Source organism: Jannaschia maritima (assembly GCF_030973515.1).
GTDB lineage: Bacteria > Pseudomonadota > Alphaproteobacteria > Rhodobacterales > Rhodobacteraceae > Jannaschia > Jannaschia maritima.
This window is the reverse complement of the sequence record NZ_JARGZA010000008.1, coordinates 144,072-167,153: the sequence shown is the minus strand read 5'-3', so window position 1 is coordinate 167,153 and position 23,082 is coordinate 144,072. Positions and strand designations below refer to the sequence as shown.

General features: G+C 70.0%; 18 protein-coding genes. 11 read left to right on the top strand and 7 right to left on the bottom strand.

The features are described 5' to 3' along the window. Positions 1 to 147 precede the first annotated feature (147 nt). Entirely contained in the window at positions 148 to 1,818 is a 1,671-nt protein-coding gene (locus tag P0084_RS09890) for an ABC transporter permease (RefSeq protein WP_308916678.1), read from the top strand. Here P0084_RS09890 and P0084_RS09885 read toward each other — a convergent pair. Then, positions 1,815 to 3,377 (bottom strand): gamma-glutamyltransferase, encoded by a 1,563-nt coding sequence (locus P0084_RS09885; RefSeq protein ID WP_308916677.1) that lies wholly within the window; start codon positions 3,375 to 3,377, stop codon positions 1,815 to 1,817. The genes P0084_RS09890 and P0084_RS09885 overlap by 4 nt on opposite strands. A gap of 148 nt (positions 3,378 to 3,525) precedes the next feature. Between P0084_RS09885 and P0084_RS09880 the strand changes: the two genes are divergently transcribed. From P0084_RS09880 to P0084_RS09840, 9 genes are all read left to right on the top strand, one after another. After that, complete coding sequence (locus P0084_RS09880) at positions 3,526 to 4,539, top strand: extracellular solute-binding protein (protein WP_374213634.1); 1,014 nt, start codon at positions 3,526 to 3,528, stop codon at positions 4,537 to 4,539. A 212-nt stretch (positions 4,540 to 4,751) separates the two neighbouring features. After that, positions 4,752 to 5,894 (top strand): PAS domain-containing protein, encoded by a 1,143-nt coding sequence (locus P0084_RS09875; RefSeq protein ID WP_308916675.1) that lies wholly within the window; start codon positions 4,752 to 4,754, stop codon positions 5,892 to 5,894. Continuing rightward, positions 5,891 to 6,250, top strand: a complete 360-nt coding sequence (locus P0084_RS09870; protein WP_308916674.1) for a response regulator — start codon at positions 5,891 to 5,893, stop codon at positions 6,248 to 6,250. Before P0084_RS09875 ends, P0084_RS09870 begins: the two co-directional genes overlap by 4 nt. A gap of 76 nt (positions 6,251 to 6,326) precedes the next feature. Next, entirely contained in the window at positions 6,327 to 7,430 is a 1,104-nt protein-coding gene (locus P0084_RS09865) for an isocitrate/isopropylmalate dehydrogenase family protein (protein WP_308916673.1), read from the top strand. Continuing rightward, positions 7,430 to 7,726 (top strand): putative quinol monooxygenase, encoded by a 297-nt coding sequence (locus P0084_RS09860; RefSeq protein WP_308916672.1) that lies wholly within the window; start codon positions 7,430 to 7,432, stop codon positions 7,724 to 7,726. Before P0084_RS09865 ends, P0084_RS09860 begins: the two co-directional genes overlap by 1 nt. A gap of 46 nt (positions 7,727 to 7,772) precedes the next feature. Then, complete coding sequence (locus P0084_RS09855; protein ID WP_308916671.1) at positions 7,773 to 8,402, top strand: exonuclease domain-containing protein; 630 nt, start codon at positions 7,773 to 7,775, stop codon at positions 8,400 to 8,402. Positions 8,403 to 8,486: 84 nt separating this feature from the next. Then, positions 8,487 to 9,212 (top strand): orotate phosphoribosyltransferase, encoded by a 726-nt coding sequence (locus P0084_RS09850; RefSeq protein WP_308916670.1) that lies wholly within the window; start codon positions 8,487 to 8,489, stop codon positions 9,210 to 9,212. A 119-nt stretch (positions 9,213 to 9,331) separates the two neighbouring features. Further along, entirely contained in the window at positions 9,332 to 10,318 is a 987-nt protein-coding gene (locus tag P0084_RS09845; RefSeq protein WP_308916669.1) for a TAXI family TRAP transporter solute-binding subunit, read from the top strand. A 79-nt stretch (positions 10,319 to 10,397) separates the two neighbouring features. Continuing rightward, positions 10,398 to 12,752 (top strand): TRAP transporter permease, encoded by a 2,355-nt coding sequence (locus P0084_RS09840; protein WP_308916668.1) that lies wholly within the window; start codon positions 10,398 to 10,400, stop codon positions 12,750 to 12,752. A 25-nt stretch (positions 12,753 to 12,777) separates the two neighbouring features. Here P0084_RS09840 and putA read toward each other — a convergent pair whose 3' ends face one another. Next, a complete protein-coding gene (gene putA, locus P0084_RS09835) occupies positions 12,778 to 16,125 on the bottom strand; it encodes a bifunctional proline dehydrogenase/L-glutamate gamma-semialdehyde dehydrogenase PutA (protein ID WP_308916667.1) in 3,348 nt (1,115 codons plus the stop codon). 104 nt (positions 16,126 to 16,229) lie between these two features. Here putA and P0084_RS09830 point away from each other — a divergent pair, with 104 nt between their 5' ends. Then, the gene (locus P0084_RS09830; protein ID WP_308916666.1) at positions 16,230 to 16,697 is read left to right on the top strand and encodes an Lrp/AsnC family transcriptional regulator; all 468 of its coding nucleotides are present in this window, start codon (positions 16,230 to 16,232) and stop codon (positions 16,695 to 16,697) included. Positions 16,698 to 16,737: 40 nt separating this feature from the next. On the opposite strand, the gene P0084_RS09825 is transcribed toward P0084_RS09830, so the two are convergent. The 5 genes from P0084_RS09825 to P0084_RS09805 form a co-directional block, all read right to left on the bottom strand. Further along, positions 16,738 to 17,751 (bottom strand): cytochrome d ubiquinol oxidase subunit II, encoded by a 1,014-nt coding sequence (locus P0084_RS09825; RefSeq protein ID WP_308916665.1) that lies wholly within the window; start codon positions 17,749 to 17,751, stop codon positions 16,738 to 16,740. Positions 17,752 to 17,900: 149 nt separating this feature from the next. Next, a complete protein-coding gene (locus tag P0084_RS09820; protein ID WP_308916664.1) occupies positions 17,901 to 19,334 on the bottom strand; it encodes a cytochrome ubiquinol oxidase subunit I in 1,434 nt (477 codons plus the stop codon). Positions 19,335 to 19,417: 83 nt separating this feature from the next. Further along, on the bottom strand, positions 19,418 to 19,996 hold the full coding sequence (locus P0084_RS09815) for a GbsR/MarR family transcriptional regulator (RefSeq protein ID WP_308916663.1): 579 nt from the start codon (positions 19,994 to 19,996) through the stop codon (positions 19,418 to 19,420). 124 nt (positions 19,997 to 20,120) lie between these two features. Further along, positions 20,121 to 22,019, bottom strand: coding sequence for a TRAP transporter permease (locus tag P0084_RS09810; protein WP_308916662.1), 1,899 nt, complete (start codon positions 22,017 to 22,019; stop codon positions 20,121 to 20,123). Positions 22,020 to 22,068: 49 nt separating this feature from the next. Then, positions 22,069 to 23,055, bottom strand: a complete 987-nt coding sequence (locus P0084_RS09805; RefSeq protein WP_308916661.1) for a TAXI family TRAP transporter solute-binding subunit — start codon at positions 23,053 to 23,055, stop codon at positions 22,069 to 22,071. Between the last annotated feature and the right edge of the window lie 27 nt (positions 23,056 to 23,082).

Below are 23,082 nucleotides of genomic sequence, written 5' to 3'. Positions count from 1 at the left end.
CGACAGGTCGCTGGGAAGGCAGATATCGCTACCCGTTCCGGAGCGGATCGTGGACCGTTCGCGCGGGGAACGGGATCGTCCGAGCAAGCCCGACCGGATCGCTCGGATATCTGGCGCGTCGCGGCATCGCGCGGTAAGGCCGCCCGCATGGGCATCCGGCGCGCAACCCGCATTCCGATCGGAACGGCCGCCGCGATCGTCGTCGCGGTGCTGTGCGCGCTACCTCATGCCGGCGTGCTGGTCGCGGCGATGGCAGGTTCGGTGGACACGGTCTCGCAGTTGGCCGCCACGGTTCTGCCGCGCTATGTCCTGACGACGCTGGCCCTCGTGGCGCTCGTGGGTGCGGGGACCTTCGTCCTCGGCGCGGCCACGGCCTGGATCGTCACCGCCTTCGCATTCCCCGGACGCCGCCTCCTGGAGGGCGCTCTGATCCTGCCCCTGGCCCTGCCGGGCTACGTCGCGGCCTATGCCTATACGTTCCTTCTGGATCATCCGGGTCCGGTGCAAACGGCCTTGCGGGACGCGATAGGATGGGGGCCGCGCGACTACTGGTTCCCGGAAATCCGGTCGCTGGGCGGTGCGGCGGCGATGCTGACGTTGGTCCTGTACCCTTACGTCTACCTGCTGGCCCGCTCGGCCTTCCTGATGGAAGGGGCGGGACCCGCGCAGGTCGCGCGGTCGCTCGGGCGGGGGCCCTTGGGGGTCTTTTTGACCGTGACGCTGCCCATGGCGCGCCCGGCCATCGCGGCGGGCGTCCTGCTCGCGATGATGGAGACGCTGGCCGATTTCGGTACGGTCGCGCATTTCGGGGTCCGCACCTTCGCCACGGGCATCTATACCTCGTGGTTCACCCTGGCGGACAGGGCCGCGGCGGCGCAGCTGGCCCTGGGGCTTCTGGCCTTCGCGCTGACCCTCGCCGTGCTGGAACGGCGTAGCCGGGGGGGCGCGCGCTATGCCACGCGGGGCGTCGTTCCGGCACCGCGGATCGCGCTGCGGGGCAGGGGGGCCGTCCTTGCGATCCTGGCCTGCGCCCTGCCGGTGGCGTTGGGGCTGGTCGTGCCGGTGGGGACGCTGGCCGCCATGGCCGCCGGGTCGGAGCAGTCCTGGACGGATCCCCGCTACCTTCGCTTCGCGGGCAACACGGTCGTCCTGGGCCTCGTCGCCGCGGCGGTGACGGTCGGGGCGGCGGTCCTGCTGGGATCGCTGCACCGGGTCCGGGGCGGGCGCCCCGCGCGGTGGGCGCTGTATCTGGGGCGGCTGGGCTACGCGGTACCGGGCGGCGTGATCGCGGTCGGCCTGCTGGTGCCCTTCGCAGCCTTCGACAACGCCCTGGACCTTTGGGCGGAGCGGTCGTTCGGGATCCGCACGGGCCTGCTGCTGACGGGGTCGATCTGGGTGCTGGTCCTCGCCTACGTGATCCGGTTCCTGGCCGCGGCGATCGGCGCGTACGAAGGGGGGCTGGCCTCGGTGACGCCCAACGTGGACGCCGCCGCCCGCGTCCTGGGGCGGTCGGGCTGGGGGGTGGTCGGACGCGTCCACCTGCCCGTGCTGCGGCCCGCGTTGGTGACGGCGGCGCTGATCGTGTTCGTGGACGTCGCTAAGGAGTTGCCCGCGACGCTGATCATGCGGCCCTTCGACTTCGACACGCTCGCCGTCCAGGCATACCGTTTGGCATCGGACGAACGGCTGGGGGGCGCCGCGGTGCCCAGCCTGACCATCGCGCTGATCGGCCTGGTGCCGGTCCTGCTGCTGTGCCTGCAGGTGGCGCGGCGGCCCGTGCCCGGCGCGCGGACGCGGGTGCCCGGCGGGGCCGGCTAGGCCTGCACGCCCGCCCGTTGCGTCACCGCCTCCACCACGAAGGGGCCCGGTGCCGCGGCGCCCGCGACGGGGAGGGAGGGGTCGCAGGCCCCGACGCAGGCGCCGTCCTCGACCGCGACGGCGGTGGGGCAGGCGTAGAGTTTGGGGAACACCGTACGCTGGTCCGCCACCACCGCGCCGTCCCGGGCCAGGCGCGCGGCCACGTCCGGCCCCAGGCGGGGATCCATGCGCAGGGCGGGGCCGCCGGACAGGTCGAGGCGCGGATGGTCGAGGGCGGCGTCGAGCGGCAGTCCGTGATCCAGCGTCAGGGCCACGACCTGCGCCACGGCGGGCACGATGTGGTTTCCGCCCGAGGCGCCGACGGCCAGAACCGCCGCGCCGTTCCGGGTGACGATCGTGGGACACATGTTCGACGCGTCGATCCGCTTGCCCCCGGCGACGGAGGTCGGACGCCCCGGACGCGGATCGAAGTATCCGACCGCGTCGTTGGTCAGCAGCCCGGTGCCCGGCAACGTCACGCCGGACCCGAAGCGGTTCAGGAGCGTGTGGGTCAGGGTGGCCATGTTGCCCCACCGGTCCACCACCGACAGATGCGAGGTGCAAGTGCCCGCGCCGACGTCGCGGCCCATGCGGACGTCGTGCTCCGCCCAGGCGGTGGTCAGGCCGCGGGCATAGGCCGCCCAGGTTCCGGGCCCCAGGTCGCCCGGCCTCACGGTCGCGGCGTCGCGCAGGAACCGGCGAAGGCGGGCGCCGCCGCTTTCGGGTCCCGGCGCGTGGACGACGGCATCGCGGTGGGGGACGGCGTCCACTGTCCGTTCGACCGCCCGGTAGGCGTCGAGGTCGGAGCGCACGATGTCCGACCCGATCGCGGCGAGGTCCCCCGCTATCGGCCCGGCCAACGCGTCGGCCCCACCCTCGGCCCACAGCCGGAGGGTCGAGGCCAGGGCGGGGTTGGCCACCACGGTGCCGGGCTGCACCGGGTTCCCGCCCGGCAGCCACAGGGCGGCCGAGGTCGCGTCGCGCGCGAGGCCGTCCATCGCCAGCGCGACCTGCAACGTGGTGAACCAGTTGGCCGCATGGCCCCGGTCGGCCAGCGCAACCGCGGGGGCGGCGACCGTCCCGCGGTCGCGCGACCCCCATCGGTCCAACGCATGCTGCAGGCCCCGGGGGGCGCCGGGGACGGTGATCGAGCCGGGCCCGATCACGTTCGCCTGCCCCCGCACGGCGGGAAAGCCCATCAGCGTCCGGGGCAGGTCGGGATCGACGGGATAGGCGTCGGTCGAGGCGTTCCCCGCAAGGACGCCCTGGAAGTCGAGACCGACCGCCCGGCCTTCGCCCGCCAGCCAGGCGACCATCAGACCGCTGCCGCCCAGGCCGCACATCCAGGGCTCCACCACGCCGAGCGAGAGTGCAGCGGCCACGGCCGCGTCCACCGCGTTCCCGCCCGCATGGAGGATCGCGGCACCTGCCCGTGCGGCGTCGACGTGCTGGGCCGCCACCATTCCGTCGCCCGCGCGCAAGGCGGGGCGCGTGGTCGTCCATGTCTCGGGTCCAGGCATGGTGCTCAGACTAGGCGACGGGCCGCTTGCCCGATAGGGCGGGTTAATATCCGACCGCGATCGTCGGAAATAAGCGTTGACGACGGTCTGGGGATATCAGAGTGAATAGCTCAGGTATCGCATCTGAAAGGAAACCATCGTGACACGCATCCTCCTCCTGACGTCCGCCGCGGCCATCGCGCTTCCGGTGACGGGGGCCTTCGCCGAGGGCGAGTTGAACCTCTACTCCTCCCGCCATTACGACACGGACGAACGGCTGTACTCCGACTTCACCGAGCAGACCGGGATCACGATCAACCGGATCGAAGGCAACGCCGACGAGCTGATCGCCCGCATGGAGGCGGAGGGGCGCAACTCGCCCGCCGACGTGCTGCTGACCGTCGACACCACGCGGTTGGAGCGGGCGAAGGACGCGGGCCTGTTGCAAGCGGTCGACAGCGATGTCCTGGAATCGCGCATTCCCGGCAACTTGCAGGATGCCGACAACGAGTGGTTCGGGTTCAGCCAACGGGCGCGGATCGTCTTCTACGACGAGGCTGACGTCACGGACCCGCCGCAGACCTATCTGGACCTCGCCGATCCCCAATACGAGGGGATGGTCTGCCACCGGTCCAGCACCAACGTCTATTCGCAGACGCTGCTGTCCGCGGTGATCGAGCATCACGGCGAGGAGGCCGCGCGCGATTGGGCACAGGGCGTCGTGAACAACTTCGCCCGCGCGCCGCAGGGTGGCGACACGGACCAGCTGCGCGGGCTGGTATCGGGGGAGTGCGACATCAGCGTATCGAACACCTACTACTTCGCGCGCGCGTTGCGCACGGACGTGGATGGGTTGGGGCAGGACGAGCTGGCCGGCATCGGATACGTGTTCCCGCGGATGACCGAGACGGCGGGGGCGCATGTGAACCTGTCGGGCGGCGGCGTGGCAGCGAACGCGCCCAACCGCGACAACGCGGTGGCGTTCCTGGAATACCTGGCCTCCGACAGCGCGCAATCCTACTTTGCAAACGGCAACGACGAGTACCCTGCCGTGGAGGGCGTGCCGCTGTCCGAGAGCGTGCAGCAGTTGGGTGAGTTCGAGGCGGATCCCGTGGACCTGTCCGCGGTGGCCAAGAACGTCGCCGCCGCCAACCGGATCTTCGCCGACGTCGACTGGGAGTGACGGCCCAAGCGTCCCGTGGGCCGTCCCCATGGGACGCCGATGCCTGTAAGCCAAGCCTGACATACGTATGCGTATACGACAAAAGACACCTCTAATGCATTGGGGCCCTTGCATTCCTTCCGATTGCGCCCATGTCACCGCCGGACTAGGCAGCTAACATCCGACAATGCTGCCGGATGGGCGTTCCATCGCGCCCCACCCGGAGGATGCATATGAGCGATGATAGGGATGGCGCGGACGGGTCCGAGGACATGCAGGACGACGAAGCGCCACGCCAGTCCGATCAAGCCTATCGCGCGTTCGGACGGTCCCGCGACGAGAGCGGCGACCGTTTCCGCGCGGTCCATTCGAGCGATGCGTTCGACGGCGCCTCCGGCGTTCTGTTCGAGCAGGCGATGGCGCAGACCCGCATGGCGATTTGCCTGTCCGACCCGCGCAAGGACGACCACCCCATCGTGTTCGCGAACCGCGCCTTTCGCGACCTGACCGGATACGACGAGGACGAGATCGTCGGCCGGAACTGCCGATTCCTCCAAGGTCCCGATTCCGATGCGGGCACCATCCGCCGGATCAGCGAGGCCCTGGACGCGGAGGAGGTGATCGTGGTGGAGTTGCTGAACTATCGCAAGGACGGCACGCCGTTCTGGAACGCCCTGCACCTGGGCCCGATCTACGACCCGGACGGGAACCTGATCTATTTCTTCGGGTCGCAATGGGACGTCACGGACGTCCACGCGGCCCGCGCCGACGAGAAGCACGCCAAGCTGATGTCGCGCGAGCTGTCGCATCGCATGAAGAACATGTTCGCGGTGATCGGGGGCATCGTCACCTTCACCGGTCGCAGCCGTGGGGCGGTGCCCCTTGCGCACGAGATCAACGAGCGAATCCAGGCCCTCGGCCGAGCGTACGAGACGACGCTGGACGACGCGCAGCGCGGTTCCATCGACGTGGGCGAGGCGGTGCGCTCGGTCCTGCGCCCCTATGACCCCGATGGGACGCGCATCTGGGTGGAGGTGGACGGCATCCGTTCCGCGCCCAACACGGTGTCGTCGCTGGGGTTGACCCTGCACGAATTGGCGACCAACGCGGTCAAGCATGGCAGCCTGTCGCACGACGTGGGCACGGTGGTCGTGACCGCCGAGACCGGGAACGACGGGGACGCGAGCGGAGCACCGTCCCTGCGGCTGCGGTGGCGCGAGCGGGGCGGCCCCTCGGTGACGCCTCCCGACGGGACGCACGGAACGGGAATGGGCATCATCGACACGCTGCTGCGCGCGGCCGGCGGCTCGCTGACGCGGGACTGGTCGGCCGATGGGCTGACCGCGACGATCGAACTGCCCGGGGATGCCCGTTGACCGATGCCCCCCGGCGGGTCCTGATCCTGGATGACGAGCCGATGATCCTGATGGACCTGCGCTTCGCGGCGGAGGATCTGGACGCCGAACCGGTGGAGGCGCGGGACGTCCCAGGGGCGTTGGCGGCCATCGACGGGAATGCGCCGGACGTGGCCGTGCTGGACGTCAACCTGGGCCGGGGCGCGACCTGTGCGCCGGTGGCCGAACGCCTGCACGATCTGGGCGTGCCCTTCCTTCTGCACACCGGCGATCTGCACCGGCAGGGGGAACTGGTCGCCGGCCTGGGCGCGCCGGTGGTCCCGAAGCCCACGCCCGGGCCCGCGGTGATCCGCCAGGCGCTGGCGCTGCTGAAGTGACCGGATGCCCGGCGGTCGCGACCCTGCCCGCGGTCCGGTACCCGATTTGAAGAACGCCACGAGGGAGCCCGCCGCCATGACCCGACCCGCCACCGTCGCGCTGATCGAAGGGGACGGGATCGGCGTGGACGTCGCGCGCGCCGCGATGCGCGCCGCGGACGCCGCCCTGGCCGCGGCGGGGGCGCCCGCGCTGGACGTCACGCGCATCGAGGCCGGGGCGGGCTGCTTCCAGCGGACGGGGCAGGACATCGAACCTGGGGGCGAGGAACGCGCCGGCGAGGCGGACGCCATCTTCCTGGGCGCGATCGGCCTGCCTTCCGTGCGGGCGCCCGACGGGACCGAGATCTCGCCCCACCTGCGCCTGCGCGATCGGTACGGCCTGTATGCGGGCGTGCGCCCCGTGCGGGCCTATCCGAACGTGCCGCAACGCCTGGCGGATCCGCGCGCGGCGGGGATCGACCTGGTGATCCTGCGCGAAAGCACGGAAGGGCTGTTCTGGTCGGCGGCCGTCCACGGACGCAGCGACGTGCGCGGCGACGAGGAGGTGCGCGATACCCTGCGGATCACGCGGGCGACGACCGAGAAGCTGCACGCCTTCGCCTTCGACCTGGCCCGCAAGCGCGCCGCCCGGGGCAGGGGGGGACGCGTGACCTGCGTGGACAAGGCCAACGTCTTCGCGTCGATGGCGTTCTTCCGGCGCATCTTCGACGAGGTGGCGGCGAAGAACGCGGACGTGGAAGCGGGATACAACTACGTCGACGCGCAGGCGCTGGACTTGGTGCGGCGGCCCTGGGACTTCGACGTCCTGGTGATGGAGAACATGTTCGGCGACATCCTGTCCGACCTGGCCGGCGGGCTGGTGGGCGGCATGGGCATGGCCGCCTGCGCCGAGATCGGCGATGCGACGGGCCTGTTCCAGCCCGCCCACGGATCGGCGCCCGACATCATGGGGCAGGATCGCGCGAACCCGCTGGCCGCGATCCTGTCGGCGGGGCTGATGCTGGACTATCTGGCGGCCAAGCGCTCCGCCCCCGTCTTCACGGACGCGGCCGCCCGCCTGGACCGGGCGATCGAGGAGGGCTTCTCCGCGAACGCGTTGCGCCCGATGGAGTTTGGGGGCGACATGGGCACGGAGGCCGTGACCGCGGCGGTGGTGGCCCGCATCGGGGGGGGCCGCTGATGTTCGTCGTTTGCGTCACGTTCGACTTGCGGGAGGGCACCCTGGACGACGCGATGCCGCTGTTCCGCAAGCAGGCGGCCGCGTCGCTCGACCGGGAACCGGACTGCCGCCGGTTCGACGTCTGCGTGGACGAAGGCGCGGGGCGCGTGTTCCTGTACGAGATCTATACCGACCGCGCATCGTTCGACGTGCATCTGGCGACCGATCACTTCGCGGCGTTCGACGCGGCCATCGCGGCGTTCGTGGCGGACAAGGCGGTGGCGACCTATCACCTGGACGGCACCGCGGCGGTGTGACCCCGGGGCCCTTGGTCCCCTTCCGGTCACCCTGTATGCCGGACCGGTGACACGGATCGCCCCCACGATCGCGCAGCGCGCGAGCATGGACCACCTGCGGCACCTGCCGCGGGGCCGGTTCCGGTTCATCGGCGTGGACGTCGAGACGGCGAACCGGAGCAACAGCAGCATCTGTCAGATCGGTCTGGCCTTCGTCGGCCACGACGGGCGGGTGGCGACCTATTCCGCGCTGATCGATCCGGAAACGTATTTCGCCCCCGGCAACGTCCGGGTCCACGGCCTGTCGGAGCGGGACTGCCTGGGGGCGCCGACCTTTGCCGACGTGATCGAGGACCTGCGCCCCGTCATGGAAGCGCATCCGCTGGTGCAGCATAGCCGCATCGACGAACGCGCGTTCAACGGCGCCTGCCGCCTGGCGCGAGTGCGCAGCCTGGACGCGACGTGGCTGGACAGCGTGCAGATCGCGCGGAAGGCTTGGCCGGACCTGCGGCGCCGCAACGGGGGGACGGGGCACGGGCTGGCCAGCCTGAAGCGCGCGCTCGGTTTGCGGTTCCACCACCACGACGCGGGCGAGGACGCGCGGGCCTGCGCGCAGGTCGTGCTGGCCGCGGAGGACCGGATCCGCCTGCCGAAGGCGTTGCACCCGCAGGCCGTCCAATTGGAACTGCCGCTGTAGGGGCGGGCCGGATGGCCCCGCGGACCGGCTTGACCGCTTCCCCCCCGGCTGGCACGCCGCACCCGTCCAACCAGTGGTGCGCCCATGTTCTCGAACAGCTTCCCCGACCGCGACGCGATGGCCGCGATGACCGCGGACATGCTGCTGGAGGTGCGGGCGGTGAACTTCCGGCCCGCCGACCCCTATACGCTGACGTCGGGCCTGGCCTCGCCGGTCTATATCGACTGCCGTGCGCTGATCTCGTACCCGCAGGTGCGCGACACGCTGATGGACTTCGCCGTCGCCACGCTCTTGCGCGACGTGGGGTTCCAGGCCTTTGACGCCGTCGCGGGGGGCGAGACGGCCGGCATCCCCTTCGCGGCCTGGATCGCGCAGAAGATGGGCCTGCCGATGCAGTACGTGCGCAAGAAGCCCAAGGGGTTCGGCCGCGACGCGCGGATCGAGGGGCGGCTCCACGACGATCAGCGCGTTCTGCTGGTGGAGGACCTGACCACGGACGGAGGCTCGAAGGTCCGCTTCGCCGAGGCCATCCGAGAGGCCGGGGCCGTTTGCGACCATACCGTCGTGGTCTTCTTCTACGACATCTTCCCCGGCACGCGCGACGCGATGGCGTCCCACGGGCTGACGCTGCACGCGCTGGCGACCTGGCGCGACGTCCTGGCCGCGGCCCGGCGGCGCGAGAGCTTCGATGCGGGTACCTTGGCGGAGGTGGAGGCGTTCCTGGCCGAGCCGCTGGCCTGGTCCGGACGCAACGGCGGCGCGACGGAGATCCTGTCGGGCCAGAAGGCCGGCGGCATGGACGGATCGTGATGCTGGACGCCCGTCCCGCGCAAGAAATGCCATTTGCGCAGGGCCCCGGATGATATATTGACGGGGGTCAGCACGGGCCGGCGGTTGCCGTCGGGCGGTGACTGTTTGGGGAGAGAACCATGAAGACAACCGTAACACTGGCGCTCGGCGCGACGCTCGCCGCGGGGGCCGCGTTCGCGGACGCGCACCAGGATCGTAGCGACTGGCCTTCCAGCTTCACGCTGGGCACCGCGAGCCAGGGCGGGACCTACTTCGCCTATGGCTCCGGCTGGGCGAACCTGGTGGCGGAGGAATTGGGCATCACCGGCGGCGCCGAGATCACGGGCGGCCCGATGCAGAACATGGCGCTGGTCCACACGGGCGACGCGCAGTTCGGCATGACCACGCTGGGACCGGCGGCGGAGTCGCTGGAAGGCACGAACCCGATCGCGCCTGGCCTGCAGATGACCAACGCCTGCGCGATGTTCCCCATGTACGAGACGCCGTTCGGGGCCATCGCGCTGTCGTCGTCGGGAATCGACTCGCTGTCGGGCATCCCTGCGGGATCGCGCGTGGGCTTCGGCCCGGCGGGTGGTACGGGCGATACCTACATGCCGCGCATGCTGGAATCGCTGGGCGTGGAGTTCGAGCGTCGCAACGGCGGCTATGGCGACTTGGCCGGTCAGCTCCAGGACGGCCTGATCGACGTCCTGGCCTTCGCCGCCGGTTCGCCCGCGCCGTTCGTCAGCGAGTTGGAGGTGCAGACCGACGTCACGATCATGGTCTTCTCCGACGAGGAGCAGTCGCAGATCGTCGAAGGATTCCCCGTCGCGCCGTTCGAGATCCGCGAAGGCACCTATCAGTCGCTGGACGGACCGGGCCAGTCGGTGTCGATGTGGAACTTCGCCATCGCCAACTGCGATCTGCCGGATTCCTTCGTGAACGCGGTGGTCGACGTGGTGATGTCCGACAACGAGCGGATGATGAACATCAACGCCGCCGCCCGCGCGACGCTGCCGGAGAACTGGGACAAGAACAACGTTCTGATGTGGCATCCCGGCGCCGCCCAGTGGTTCCAGGAGAACGCGGACGCCGACATCCCGGCGGACATGATCCACGGCAACTGACGCCGCGACGACGACGTTCCGTCCCGGCCGCCGCGCCGGGGCGGGACGGCACCGCGGACGCGGTCGGGGGGAACGGTCCATGAGCACGAACGACGACGAGGACAAGGTGCCGTCCCGCATCGATCCGCGGTTGGAGGCCATCGCGGCGGCATCGCCCGAGGTGCGCGCCGCGGCCGGATCGAAGGGCTTGGCCGAAGGCCCGGACCTGACCGGCCCCGTGCTGGCCGAAGGCGTCGACGAGGAGCCGGTGGAGGGGAACCGCCGCATCTTCCTCGGATGGCGGGCCTGGGCGATGGCCTGGATGGCGGGCCTGTACGCGGCGTTCCACATGGCCGCGCTGAACGGCCTGTCGATCGAGGGGATGACCGGGGTCGAGATCGGCTTCCTGCCGCGCTTTCCCCTGGAGACCTGGAACTTCCGCATCGCGCACGTCGCCGGCGCCTTGGGGCTCGGCTTCCTGCTGTTCGCCCCGCACGCCTTCCGGGCCGACGACCGACTGGCGGAGGGGCCGGGCCTAGCCTCCTGGGGGGCGGCGCTGCTGTTCGCGCCGGCGCTGGTCGCCCTTTGGACCGCGAGCGGCTTCATCGCGCAGATCGGTTCGGGCGAGCTGCCGCAGATGGGGGGCCTGACCACCTGGGCGGCCTTTCCCGGAACGGAGCTCTATGCCGCCGAAGTGTACTGGTTCGGCCTGCCGCTGCTGGTCGCGACCCTGGGCGGCATCGTGCTGGGCTGGCTGGAGCGGCGCGAGCGGGGGCGCTTCGCTTGGACCGACATCCTGCTGACCCTGTGCGGGCTGGTGGCGGCGACCTATCTGATCGCGATCTACGGGACGGCGGCGCGCAACTCGGTCGGCACGCCCTTCGTGCCCATCGGCGTCGCCTTCGCCGCGACCGCCAGCACCGCGCTGATCCTGGAGTTGACGCGCCGCGTCGCGGGACTGGCGCTGGTTATCATCTCGAGCGTGTTCCTCGTCTATGTCTTCACGGCGCACGTGCTGCCGGGGATCCTGGCGGTGCAGTCGCCGTTCACGTGGCACCGATTCTTCGGCTTCCTTTACACCGATGCGGGGATCCTGGGGCCGACGACCGCGGTGTCGTCGACCTACATCATCCTGTTCATTATCTTCGCGGCCTTCCTGCAGGCATCGAAGGTCGGCGATTACTTCGTCAACTTCGCCTTCGCCTGCGCGGGCCGCGCGCGGGGCGGCCCCGCCAAGGTCGCGATCTTCGCGTCCGGCCTGATGGGCATGATCAATGGGACCAGCGCGGGCAACGTGGTGGCGACCGGTTCGCTGACGATCCCCCTGATGAAGAAGGTGGGATACAAGCCCACCACGTCGGGCGCGGTGGAGGCTGCGGCCAGCACCGGCGGGCAGATCATGCCGCCGATCATGGGCGCGGGCGCGTTCATCATGGCCGAGATCACGGGCCTGCCCTATACGGAGATCGCGCTGGCCGCGATCATCCCCGCGATCCTCTACTTCGTGTCGGTCTATTTCATGGTCGACTTCGAGGCGGCGAAGCTGGGCATGCGCGGCATGCGCGAGGACGAGCTTCCGAAGTTCAACCGCCTGGTCCGCCAGGTCTATCTGTTCGCGCCGATCATCATCCTGATCGTGGCCCTGTTCATGGGGTATTCGGTGATCCGCGCGGGCACGCTGGCCACCGTCGCGGCGGCCGTCGTGTCGTGGTTGACCCCCTATCGGATGGGCCTGCGATCCGTTGCGCACGCCTTCGAGCTGGCGGGCGCGATGTCCATTCAGATCATCGCGGTCTGTGCCTGCGCGGGCATCATCGTGGGCGTCATCAGCCTGACCGGCGTGGGGGCGCGGTTCTCGTCGCTGCTGCTGGGCATCGCGGACACGTCGCAGTTGCTGGCGCTGTTCTTCGCCATGTGCATCGCCATCCTGCTCGGGATGGGGATGCCGACGACCGCGGCCTATGCGGTCGCGGCCAGCGTCGTGGCGCCTGGCCTGATCCAGCTGGGCATTCCGCAGCTCACGGCGCACTTCTTCGTGTTCTACTTCGCGGTGCTGTCGGCGATCACGCCGCCCGTGGCGCTGGCGTCCTATGCGGCGGCGGGGATCTCGGGCGCGAACCCGATGGCGACGTCGGTGGCGTCGTTCAAGATCGGCATATCGGCCTTCATCGTGCCGTTCATGTTCTTCTACAACGGGGCGCTCCTGGGTGACGGCACGTGGTTCGAGGTGATCCGCGCCGTGCTGACCGCGGTGGCCGGCGTGTTCCTTCTGTCGTCGGGCGTCCAGGGCTGGTGGGTCGGCGCGCGAGCGAACTGGGTCGTGCGGGCGGGCCTCGTCGTGGTAGCGTTGCTCATGATCGAGGGGGGCCTTCTTTCGGACCTGATCGGCGTCGGCGGGGCGCTGGCGCTGTTCTTCCTGGCCCGCGCGATGGGGGGAAGCGCGAAACCGGCCTGACGGCGCCCGTCCCGGGCGGCGTCGTTCAGTCCCCCGCCAGGAGGGTCGCGTTGCCGCCCGCGGCCGTGGTGTCGGTGCATTCGTGGCGTTCGACCACCGCCATCGCGGCCTCCCCCCGCCGCAGAAGCGGCAGGATGGGGCCGTCGCGCGCCGCCAGGGCCCGGCGGTGGGCGCGCCCGTCGTTGCCGTCGTACATCGCCCCGCCGATATCCTCGATGGTCGTCAGGTCCACCGGGCCATCGGGGATCGTGGCCGACCCGCCCACCGCCCGGACGGCCGCCGCCTGCGCAGCGGCGTCGGGACCCAGGCACAGGATGGGCGCGCGGGGGTGGTGGCGCAGGACGTTCCGCTCGCCCGTGGGACCGGCCAAGATCGCGTCCGCGGGGGCGGTGGGGTCCGCTGCCACGGGTCGGAGGAACCGTTCCACATAGGCCGGGCCACCCGCCTTGGGGCCGGTGCCCGACAGCCCCTCGCCCCCGAAGGGCTGGCTGCCGACGATCGCGCCGATCTGATTGCGGTTGACGTACACGTTGCCGACGTGGGCGCGCGCCACGGCACGTCCGGCGGCGTCCCCGATGCGCGTGTGGACCCCCAGCGTCAGGCCATAGCCACGGGCGTTCACGGCGTCGATCACCCCGTCGATGCCGCCAGCGGGGAAGGTGGCGACGTGCAGCACGGGACCGAACACCTCTCGCTCCATCGCCTCGATGCCGGGGACGCGGATCAGCACGGGACCGAAGGCGTGGCCGGGACCGTCGAAGCGGCGTTCGTGGATCACCCGCCCCTCCGTTCGCGCGGCGCCGACATAGGCCGTGAAGGCGTCCCTCGCGCGGGCGTCGATCAGCGGGCCGATATCGGTCGACCTGTCCCACGGGTCGCCGTGGACCAGCCGGTCCATCGCGCCCCGCAGCATCGTCAGGACGCCCTCCGCCACGTCGGCCTGGACATAGAGGATGCGGCACGCGCTGCATCGCTGCCCCGCCGACTGGAATGCGGAAGCCAGCAAGTCGCGCACCACCTGTTCGGGCAGGGCGGTGCTGTCCACCACCATCGCGTTCAGGCCGCCGGTCTCGGCGATCAGCATCGCCTGGGGGTCCAGATGGTTGGCCATCGTCCGGTGGATCGTCTGCGCCGTCGCGGTGGAGCCGGTGAAGACCACGCCTGCCACGCGGGGGTCCGAGGACAGGGTCGCGCCCACGCTCGCACCGGGACCGGGGACCAGCTGCAGCGCCGTGCGCGGCACGCCCGCGCCGTGCAGCAGCTGCGTGGCGCGGGCGGCGATCAGGGGCGTCGCCTCCGCGGGCTTGGCGATGATCGCATTGCCCGCGGCCAGGGCGGCGGCGATCTGCCCAGTGAAGATCGCCAGGGGGAAGTTCCAGGGCGAGATCGCGACCACCGTCCCGCGGGGCGCGCGGGTCCCCTTTGGATCGATGCGCACAATCTCGTCGGCGTAGTAGCGGAGGAAATCCACCGCCTCGCGAAGCTCGGCCACCGCATCGGGCAGGGTCTTGCCCGCTTCCCGCGCGAGCATCGCGAAGAGTTCGGGGGCTGCGTCCTCGTAGGCATCGGCGGCTTCGCGCAGGACCTTGGCCCGGGCCTTCGGCGGCGCGTCCCAGGGCCGCGCGTGGTCCAGGGCGGCGGCGGCGGTCGCGGCGTCGCCGTCCCGGACGTGGCCCACGACGTCGGCTGGATCGGCGGGGGAGGGCAGGGGGACGGCCGAGCCCGCCGTGCCGTTGCCGGCTAGGACGGGGGCCGCAACCCAGGTGGCCGTGCGGTGGGGTGCCCGCGCGTCGTCGAGCGCATCAAGGGCGCCGCCGTCGTTCAGGTCCCACCCGGCGGCGTTGTCGCGTGGCGCGAACAGGTCGGACGGGTGGGCGACGTCGGTGCGGTCGTGGCGGCGTGGGAAGGGGTCGGCCACGACCTCGGCTGCAGGCACCGCGCCATCCGCCAGGCGGTTCACGAACGAGGTGTTGGCCCCGTTCTCCAGCAAGCGCCGGACGAGATAGGCGAGCAACTCGCGGTGACGCCCCACGGGCGCGTAGATGCGCGTCCGCGTGCCCCGTGTGGCCGCGACATGGTCGTGGACCGCCTCGCCCATACCATGGAGGCGCTGGAGCTCGAAGGCGTCCTTCGGCGCGTTCCCCACCATGCGCAGCACGGCCGCGATCGTATGGGCGTTATGGGTGGCGAACTGAGGATAGAGGCGGTCGGTCCGATCCAGCAGGCGGCGCGCGCAGGCGAGATAGCTGACGTCGCTGGCCGCCTTGGCGGTGAAGACGGGGAAGCCGTCCAGCCCTTCGACCTGGGCGTGCTTCACTTCCGCGTCCCAATAGGCGCCCTTGACCAAACGGACCATCACCCGGCGATCCAGATCGGCCGCGAGGTCGTGGATCCAGTCGATGGTGGCGAGCGCCCGCTTGCCATAGGCTTGGACGACGATCCCGAACCCGTCCCACCCCGCCAGCCCCGGATCGGCCAGCACGGCCTCGATTACGTCGAGCGACAGGACCAGGCGATCCTGCTCCTCCGCGTCGACGTTCAGGCCCAGGCCCGCGGCGGCCGCCTGCCGCGCCAGGGCGGTGACGTGGGGCACCAGTTCGCGCATCACGGCGTCCCGCTGCGCCCATTCGTACCGGGGATGCAGGGCGGACAGCTTGATGGAGATACCGGGCGCGTCGCGTATGGCGCGGCCCTTCGCATGGCCCGCGATGGCATCGATGGCGGTGGCATAGGCCCGGCGGAAGCCGTCTGCATCCGCGTCCGTTATCGCGGCCTCGCCCAGCATGTCGTAGCTGTGCGCGAAGCCCTTCGCCTCCGACGCCGCCGCCCGGTCGAGCGCGTCCTCGATGGTCTGGCCCAGCACGAATTGACGGCCCATCTGGCGCATCGCGGCGCGGGTGGCGGTGCGGATGACCGGGGCGCCCAGCCGGGAAGTGGCGCGGCGCATCAGCCCTTCGGCCCGGTCGCGGCGCAGGACCTGCCCGGTCAATGCCAGCCCGAGGGTCGATCCGTTCACCAGCGTGGACGCCGAATGCCCCATATGCAGCGCCCAATCGCCCGACCCGATCTTGTCGGCCACCAGCGCGTCGGCGGTGGGCGCGTCGGGGACGCGCAGCATCGCTTCCGCAAGCGTCATCAAGGCGACGCCCTCGTCCGTGGACAGGCCGTATTCGACCAGCACGCTTTCCATCAGACCCAGTTCGCCCCCCGCGCGGATCGTATCGACCCAGTCGGCGGCGGTCGCCACGATGGCGGCGCGTTCGGCCTCGCCCAAGCCGGTGGCCGCTGCCAAGCGGTCGACCAGCGGCGCTTCGAATGCGCGGTGCAGGTGGGCCATGCGGTCGCGGGGGTCGGCTGCCGTATGGTCCTTCATGGTCGCGTTCCCATCCTACCGGGACCAGGATAACCAGATCAGCGCGGACGATTGGACCGTGTTCTCGATCCTGCTAGGGGATCGGGCTAAAGACGGGGGGTGGCATGGACCGTTTCGACCGCGCGATCCTGGACGTGCTGCGCGTGGACGGCCGCATCGCCGTCACCGCGCTGGCCGACCGCATCGGGTTGAGCAAGACGCCGACCCTGGCCCGCCTGCGGCGGTTGGAGGCGGCGGGGACGATCCGTGGCTATGCCGCCCTCGTGGATCCCGATGTCCTGGGGCGGGCGCACGTGGCTTTCGTCGAGGTGAAGCTGTCGGACACGCGCGAGCCCGCCCTGCGCGCCTTCAACGCCGCCGTACGCGCCCTTCCGGCGGTGGAGGCCTGCCATATGATCGCGGGGCCGTTCGACTATCTGTTGAAGGTCCGGACCCGGGACGTCGCTGCGTACCGGGTGGTACTGGGCGAACGGATATCGGCGCTCCCGCACGTGGCGTCCACGTCGACCTACGTCGCGATGGAGACGGTGAAGGATCCCGGCGAGGAGGCGGGGGATGGTCGGATGGCATGACGGACGCCCCCCGCCCAGGGGCGCCCCACGGCGTGGTGCCTCAGTCGTACCGCAGGTCCTGCGCCTTGCCGCGGAAAATGACGTAGGCCAGCACGGTATAGCCGCCGATGATGGGCAGCACGACGCAGGTACCCACGAAGATGATCCAGAGCGATCCGGGCGCGCTGGCCGCGTCGTAGATCGTCAGCTGGTCGGGCACGACATAGGGGTAGAAGCTGTAGGCCAGTCCCGCGAAGGTCACCGCGAAGAGCGCCGATCCCAGGCCGAAGGGGATCCAGTCGGCGCGGGTACAGCCGAACGGGATGTGGCGCAGGCCGTAGTGCAGGCCCGCGATCAGCAGGGCGGCCATCAGCGGCAGGGGGGCCAGGGCCACGATCTCGGGGAAAGCGAACCAGCGTTCGGCCACGCGTTCGCTGGCCAGCGGCGAGGCGACGGACACGCCGATCAGCGCCACGGCCACGAACCACAGCGTCGCCTTTGCCCAGCGGATAGCCCGTTCCTGCAGCCCGTCCTCCGTCTTGGCGACCAGCCAGACGGCGCCGATGAACGCATAGCCCGCGGTCACGCCCAGGGCGGACAGGGCGGCGAAGGCGACAGCGGCGCCGTCGGTGCGCAGGCCCATGATGTAGAGGCCGAGCATGAAGCCCTGGCTGAGCGCGGTCATGAGCGAACCGTAGAAGAACGCGCGATCCCAGCGGGCCTTCTGGTGACCGGGGGCCTTGGCGCGGAACTCGAACGCGACGCCGCGCAGGATCAGGCCGATCAGCATGACCGCCACGGGCAGGTAGAGCGCGGTCAGTATGGCCCCGTGAGCCACGGGGAAGGCGACCAGCAGGATGCCAACGGCCAGGACCAGCCAGGTCTCGTTGGCGTCCCAGAACGGGCCGATGGAGGCGACCATCCGATCGCGGCGGTCGCCGTCCTCGAACGGCGTCAGCAGGCCCACGCCCAGGTCGAAGCCGTCCAGGACGACGTAGATCAGGATGGACAGGCCCAGCAGCACGGCGAAGGCCATCGGCAGCCAGATGGCGGGGTCCCCGAAGGTATGCATCATGGATATGGCCTTTCGCTAAGGCCCCCACCCCGACCGTCCCCCGGCCGGGGGAGGGGGCACGTCGTGCAAGATGGCGGGCGTTACGTCACAAATCACGCGGGGAAACCCTCCCCCACCGGGGGAGGGTTGGGGCGGGGGGGTAGCAGCTGTCAGGCCATCGCTCCCCGGCCGAAGTCGCTGCCCTTCTTCGGCGCATTCTCCGTCAGGATCTCCGCCTCGGCGGCGCCGGCACCCGGGGTCAGCGGACGGACGGCTTCGCCCTTCGCCGCCTTACGCGACAGATAGGTCAGCACGCCGATATAGGCCGCGATCAGGAAGGCGTAGATCGCGAGGTAGGCGACCAGCGTGGTCAGCACCATCGGGGCGGGCACGTCGGCCACGGCCTGCTCGGTGGTCATGACGCCGTGGACGAGCCAGGGCTGGCGCCCGATCTCGGTCGTGTACCAGCCCGCGAGCGTGGCGATCCAGCCGCTGAAGGTCATCGCGCCGAAGGTCAGCAGGACCGGCTTGGGCAGGGGCACGTCGGTGCCTCGGCGGCGCCAGAGCAGGAAGGCGGCACCCCAGGACAGGGCCAGCATTGCCATGCCGGTTCCGACCATGACGCGGAAGGACCAGAACACCTTGCTTACCGGCGGATGCAGGGCGGTGCCGTCCTCGGCGACGAACTCGTCCAACGCCGGAATGGCGCCCGCGGGGTCGTGCTTGAGGATGACGGACGCCATGGACGGGATCGCGATCTCGAAATGGTTGGTCCGCGCCTCCTCGTCGGGGATGCCGAACAGGATCAGAGGCGTGTGGCCGTCGGTATCGGACCAGTTGCCCTCCATCGCGGCGACCTTCGCGGGCTGATGCTCCAGGGTGTTGAGGCCGTGGAGATCGCCGGCCAGGATCTGGACCGGAATAAGCGCCGCGCCCAGGACGACGCCCGCGCGCAGGGTCGCGCGGACCTCCGCCCCCTTGTCCCCCATCAGCATCCGCAGGGCGGACAGGCCAGCGACCAGGAAGGCCACGGTCAGGCCCGATGCCAGCAGCATGTGGACGAAGCGATAGGGCATGGACGGGTTGAAGATGATGGCCATCCAGTCGGTCGGATGCGCCACGCCGTCGATCATCTCGAAGCCGGCGGGGGTGTGCATCCACGAGTTCAGGACCAGGATCATGAAGGCCGACATGGTCGTGCCGAACGCCACGAGGACGGTCGCGCCGATATGCGCCCAGGCGGGCACGCGGCGGAAGCCGAACAGCATGATGCCCAAGAACACGGCTTCCAGGAAGAAGGCGGTCATCACCTCATAGGCCAGGAGCGGGCCCGCGATGTTACCCACGGTCTCCATGAAGCCGGGCCAGTTGGTGCCGAACTGGAAGGACATGGTGATGCCCGACACGACGCCGAGCGCGAAGCTGAGCGCGAAGACCTTTACCCAGAAGCGATAGGCGTCCATCCACGCCTCGTCCTTCGTCCAGGTGTAGCGCAGGCGGAAGAACACCAGGAGCCACCCCAGCGCGATGGTGATGGTCGGGAACAGGATATGGAACGAGATGTTCGCGCCGAACTGGATGCGCGACAGGATCAGGGTGTCCATGGCGGGGGCGGACCTTCCGGAAGGTGTCGGGGGAGGGGTGGGGGAACCGTGCGCGCCCCGGGACAGATCCGGGGCGCGCGGGGCTAGACGCCGCCCTCGTCCTCCTTCGTTTCGCGCCGCGACAGGCCGGGGATGGCGGGCATGCGGTCGAGCATGCCACGGACCTTGGAGCCGAGCGTGAGCAATTGGATCAGCCGTTCCGTTTCCAGGCGTTCGACGTCGTCGTACCAGCCGGTCATCAGCTCGATCAGCTCGCGCAGTTCCGTCATGCGGGCATGGGCGTGGCGGTCTTCCGCCGTGGCGGGGCGCTGCATCTGCAACTCGCGCAGCTTGGTCAGGGTGGGGTCGATCTCCCGCTTCTTGCGTTCGGCCACCAGAGTGCGCACGATCTCCCACAGATCGTCGGGGGTCGTGAAGTAGTCGCGGCGGTCGTCGGGCAGGTGACGCAGGCGCACCAGGTTCCAGGCTTGCAGTTCCTTCAGGCCCATCGACACGTTCGATCGCGATACCCCGAGGGCCGTCTGGATCGCTTCGGCGTTCAGGGGCGCGGACGACAAGAACAGCACCGCGTAGATCTGGCCGACGGTACGATTGATGCCCCAGCGGGACCCCATCTCGCCGAAGTGAAGCACGAATTCCTGCTGAAGCGGCGAAAGGTTCATGGTCGCGTCACCGGTCCGTTGTCGGTGATTGGCACCTAGTTTCAGAAATTTCTGAAATCCAGGATCACCACCGTGATCCAGGTGATGAATAGTGTCGCATGCTGCGGCAGGGTGGGGGCGGGGGTCAGACTGCTTGCCGCATCCCAGGTCCCGCGGCCTTGCCCATCCACCACAGTCCGAGGAAGGTCAGTCCGGCGGCCGATGTCGGCACCGGGCCCGGCAGCGCGGCCAAGGCCAACGGTACGGCCCAGGCCAGCCTACTGACGCCGGACGTCCCGATCGCGGGGCGGCCGCCGAGCAGGAAGGCCAGGGACAGCGTGAACACGATCCCCGCGACCGCGGCTTCGGCGATCGCCGCCGGACCGCCGCCGCCCAGGAACCCGTCATGGGCCAGGAACAGCATCGGAAGGACGTAGGCGACGGCGCCTAGACGGACGGCCTCGACGGCGACCCTGAACCACGGTGTCCCCGCGATCTGCGCGGCGACGAAGACGCCCACGCAGACGGGTGGCGTCACGACCGACAGCGTCGCGTAGTAGAGGACGAAGAAGTGCACCTTTAGCGCATCGATCCCCAGTTGGATCAGCGCGGGCGCGAACACCGCGGCCACCAGCACATAGGCCGCCGAGGTCGGCAGCCCCATGCCCGCGATCAGGCAGACGATCGCCATGACGATCGCGATGGCCCAGATCTGCCCGCCGGCGCTTCCCAGGATGATGCCGGTCAGGGTCACGCCCACCCCGGTCAGGTTCAGAAGCGAAACGAAGACCTGCGCCACGGTTAGCATGATGCCCACGATGACGACGCCGCGGCCCCCCGTCTCCAACGCGGGGGCCAGACGCAGGACGGCGGATTTCAGCCCCTCGCCAGCCGTCAGGCGCGCGGCGACGAAGGCCAGGATCATCGCGACGATGCCGTAGAAGGCGGTGGTGCCGATGGAGTTGCCGTTAACAACGCCGAACAGGATGCCGCCCAGGGACGCGACGATGGGGGTCAGGGCGCGCCAATCCAGGGCTTCCGACCAGGAAGGGACCTCGTCCCCCTCCATCCCGTAGAGGCCCCTGCGCCGGGCCACGGCGTCGATGGTGACGAACACCCCGACATAGAAGCAAATGGCCGGTAGGATCGCGGCGGCGGCGATGCGCCAATAGCTTTCGCCCACCAGTTCGGCCATGACGAAGGCGGCCGTGCCCATGATGGGGGGTGCCAGTTGTCCACCGGTGGAGGCGATGGCCTCCACCCCTCCCGCGAAGGGGGCGGGGTAGCGCAGGCGCTTCATCAAGGGGATCGTGAAGTTGCCCGTGGTGGCGACGTTGGCGACCGTGGAGCCGGAGATCATGCCGAAGAACCCGGATGCCACGGTGGCGATCTTGCCCGCCCCGCCCACCGAGGATCCCGCCGCCCGCGCGGACAGCTTGAAGAAGGTCGTGCCCGCGCCCGTGTGCAGGAGGAACGCGCCGAACAGGATGAAGGCGGCGAGCGTGGTGGCCGCGATGCCCACCAGCATCCCCCATAGGCCCAGATCGGACAGGAACACCGTTTCCGCGATGAAGTACTGATCGAAGCCACGGTGTCCGAACGCGCCAGGGATGCGGTCGCCCAGGAAGGCGTAAAGGAACATCAGCCCCACGAGGATCGGGAAGATGATGCTGACCGCACGGCGTGCGAGTTCCAGCAGCGCCACGGTCGCCAGGGCGGCCAGCCAGACGTCGTGGGGTTCGGCGAAGGGGCGTTCGACCATGATGCGTTCGAAGTGCCAGATCGCATAGCCCGCCGCGCCCCAGACCGCGGCCACGACGGCGAGGTCCACGGCCAGCCCGAGGGGCCGCCAACGGGTGCCGGACCCCAAGGGATACAGGCAGACCGCCAGGGCAGAGACCAGCGCGACGAAGATGCCGCGCTGGATCAGGGATTCGAAGGCGCCCGTGGCGACCGTGTAGAAGGTGAACAGCCCGATCGCGACGGCCAGCCCGAGGGCGAGCCATTCGCGCGTCGACCGGGGCGCGCGCGGCTCCGTCTCCATCGTCGCTTCGTCGAGCGCGCTCCCCCCCTCGGCCGTCACGAACGGCGCCTCAGCCGTCCTGGGGCATCAGGCGGTCGGGCACGGTGTAGCCCGCTTCCTGGAACGCGCGGACGGCGCCGGGATGCAGCGCGGTCGATGCGTTGTCCAAGGTCAGCTGCGCGATGTCGACGCCTTCGAGGGGCCTGAACGCGGCCGCCTGTATGCCCGTCCCGTCGGCGCCGTCGTCCTCGATCACCGCCTTGACGATCCGATAGGCCGTCTCCTCGTCCAATTCGGGTGCCGCGGACACGGCGATCATGAAGGCCCAGGTCTTGTAGGGCTCCGCCCGGTCCTGCTGCTCGTCGGCCGGCATGTCCACGATGGACAGCTCCGGCACCTGCTCCTGGATCGTCGCCAGCCGGTCCTCCGGTATCGGCAGGACGCGAAGGGGGCTGAGCGTGGCGATGTCCGTCGTCAGCGGATCGAACTTGGTGCCCACGGCGGACTTGATGAAGCCGGGGATGCGATCGTCCTTGATCTGGTTCGCCAACTCGGAGTTGGAGCCGCGCACGAAGTCCGGCTCGATCCCAAGGGCGCCCAGCACGATCTCGGACGTGGCCTCCGTCGACGACCCACGCTGGCCCGGTCCGAACTCGATCCCGTCGAGGTCGGCGAGCGACTCGATGCCGCTGTCACGACGCACGATCACCAGTTGCGGCGCCAAACTGTAGGCGAACAGGAGCTTGGAATCGATCGGCTCGCCCTCGAAGCCGTACTGCCCCTCGTTGGCATGGTAGAGCGTGGTCGTCGTGACGAGGCCGGCGTCGAGCTGACCGCGTTCCATGCGCTTCAGGTTGTCGACGGTGGCGCCCGTCTCGACCACGGAGGCCTGGATGCCGTCCGTCTTCTCATTGATCAGGTTCGCGAGGGCCGCGAAGTACGCGTAATGCGAGGATTGCGCGTTGGTCGCTCCCAACGCGATGCGCGTGTCCTGCGCGTTGGCCGCGCCCGTCGCGGCGATGGTGGCGGCCAGCGCCGCTCCGATCCAGGTCTTCATTTCGTTTCCTCCCTTATGCGTGGCGCG

Coding starts and splice junctions, on each gene's coding strand:
- P0084_RS09815 (WP_308916663.1), bottom strand. CDS start 19,996: ATGAACCTTTCGCCGCTTCAGCAGGAATTCGTGCTTCACTTCGGCGAG.
- P0084_RS09805 (WP_308916661.1), bottom strand. CDS start 23,055: ATGAAGACCTGGATCGGAGCGGCGCTGGCCGCCACCATCGCCGCGACG.
- P0084_RS09890 (WP_308916678.1), top strand. CDS start 148: ATGGGCATCCGGCGCGCAACCCGCATTCCGATCGGAACGGCCGCCGCG.
- P0084_RS09865 (WP_308916673.1), top strand. CDS start 6,327: ATGACCCGACCCGCCACCGTCGCGCTGATCGAAGGGGACGGGATCGGC.
- P0084_RS09830 (WP_308916666.1), top strand. CDS start 16,230: ATGGACCGTTTCGACCGCGCGATCCTGGACGTGCTGCGCGTGGACGGC.
- P0084_RS09885 (WP_308916677.1), bottom strand. CDS start 3,377: ATGCCTGGACCCGAGACATGGACGACCACGCGCCCCGCCTTGCGCGCG.
- P0084_RS09850 (WP_308916670.1), top strand. CDS start 8,487: ATGTTCTCGAACAGCTTCCCCGACCGCGACGCGATGGCCGCGATGACC.
- P0084_RS09810 (WP_308916662.1), bottom strand. CDS start 22,019: ATGGAGACGGAGCCGCGCGCGCCCCGGTCGACGCGCGAATGGCTCGCC.
- P0084_RS09820 (WP_308916664.1), bottom strand. CDS start 19,334: ATGGACACCCTGATCCTGTCGCGCATCCAGTTCGGCGCGAACATCTCG.
- P0084_RS09825 (WP_308916665.1), bottom strand. CDS start 17,751: ATGATGCATACCTTCGGGGACCCCGCCATCTGGCTGCCGATGGCCTTC.
- P0084_RS09845 (WP_308916669.1), top strand. CDS start 9,332: ATGAAGACAACCGTAACACTGGCGCTCGGCGCGACGCTCGCCGCGGGG.
- P0084_RS09860 (WP_308916672.1), top strand. CDS start 7,430: ATGTTCGTCGTTTGCGTCACGTTCGACTTGCGGGAGGGCACCCTGGAC.
- P0084_RS09875 (WP_308916675.1), top strand. CDS start 4,752: ATGAGCGATGATAGGGATGGCGCGGACGGGTCCGAGGACATGCAGGAC.
- putA (WP_308916667.1), bottom strand. CDS start 16,125: ATGAAGGACCATACGGCAGCCGACCCCCGCGACCGCATGGCCCACCTG.
- P0084_RS09840 (WP_308916668.1), top strand. CDS start 10,398: ATGAGCACGAACGACGACGAGGACAAGGTGCCGTCCCGCATCGATCCG.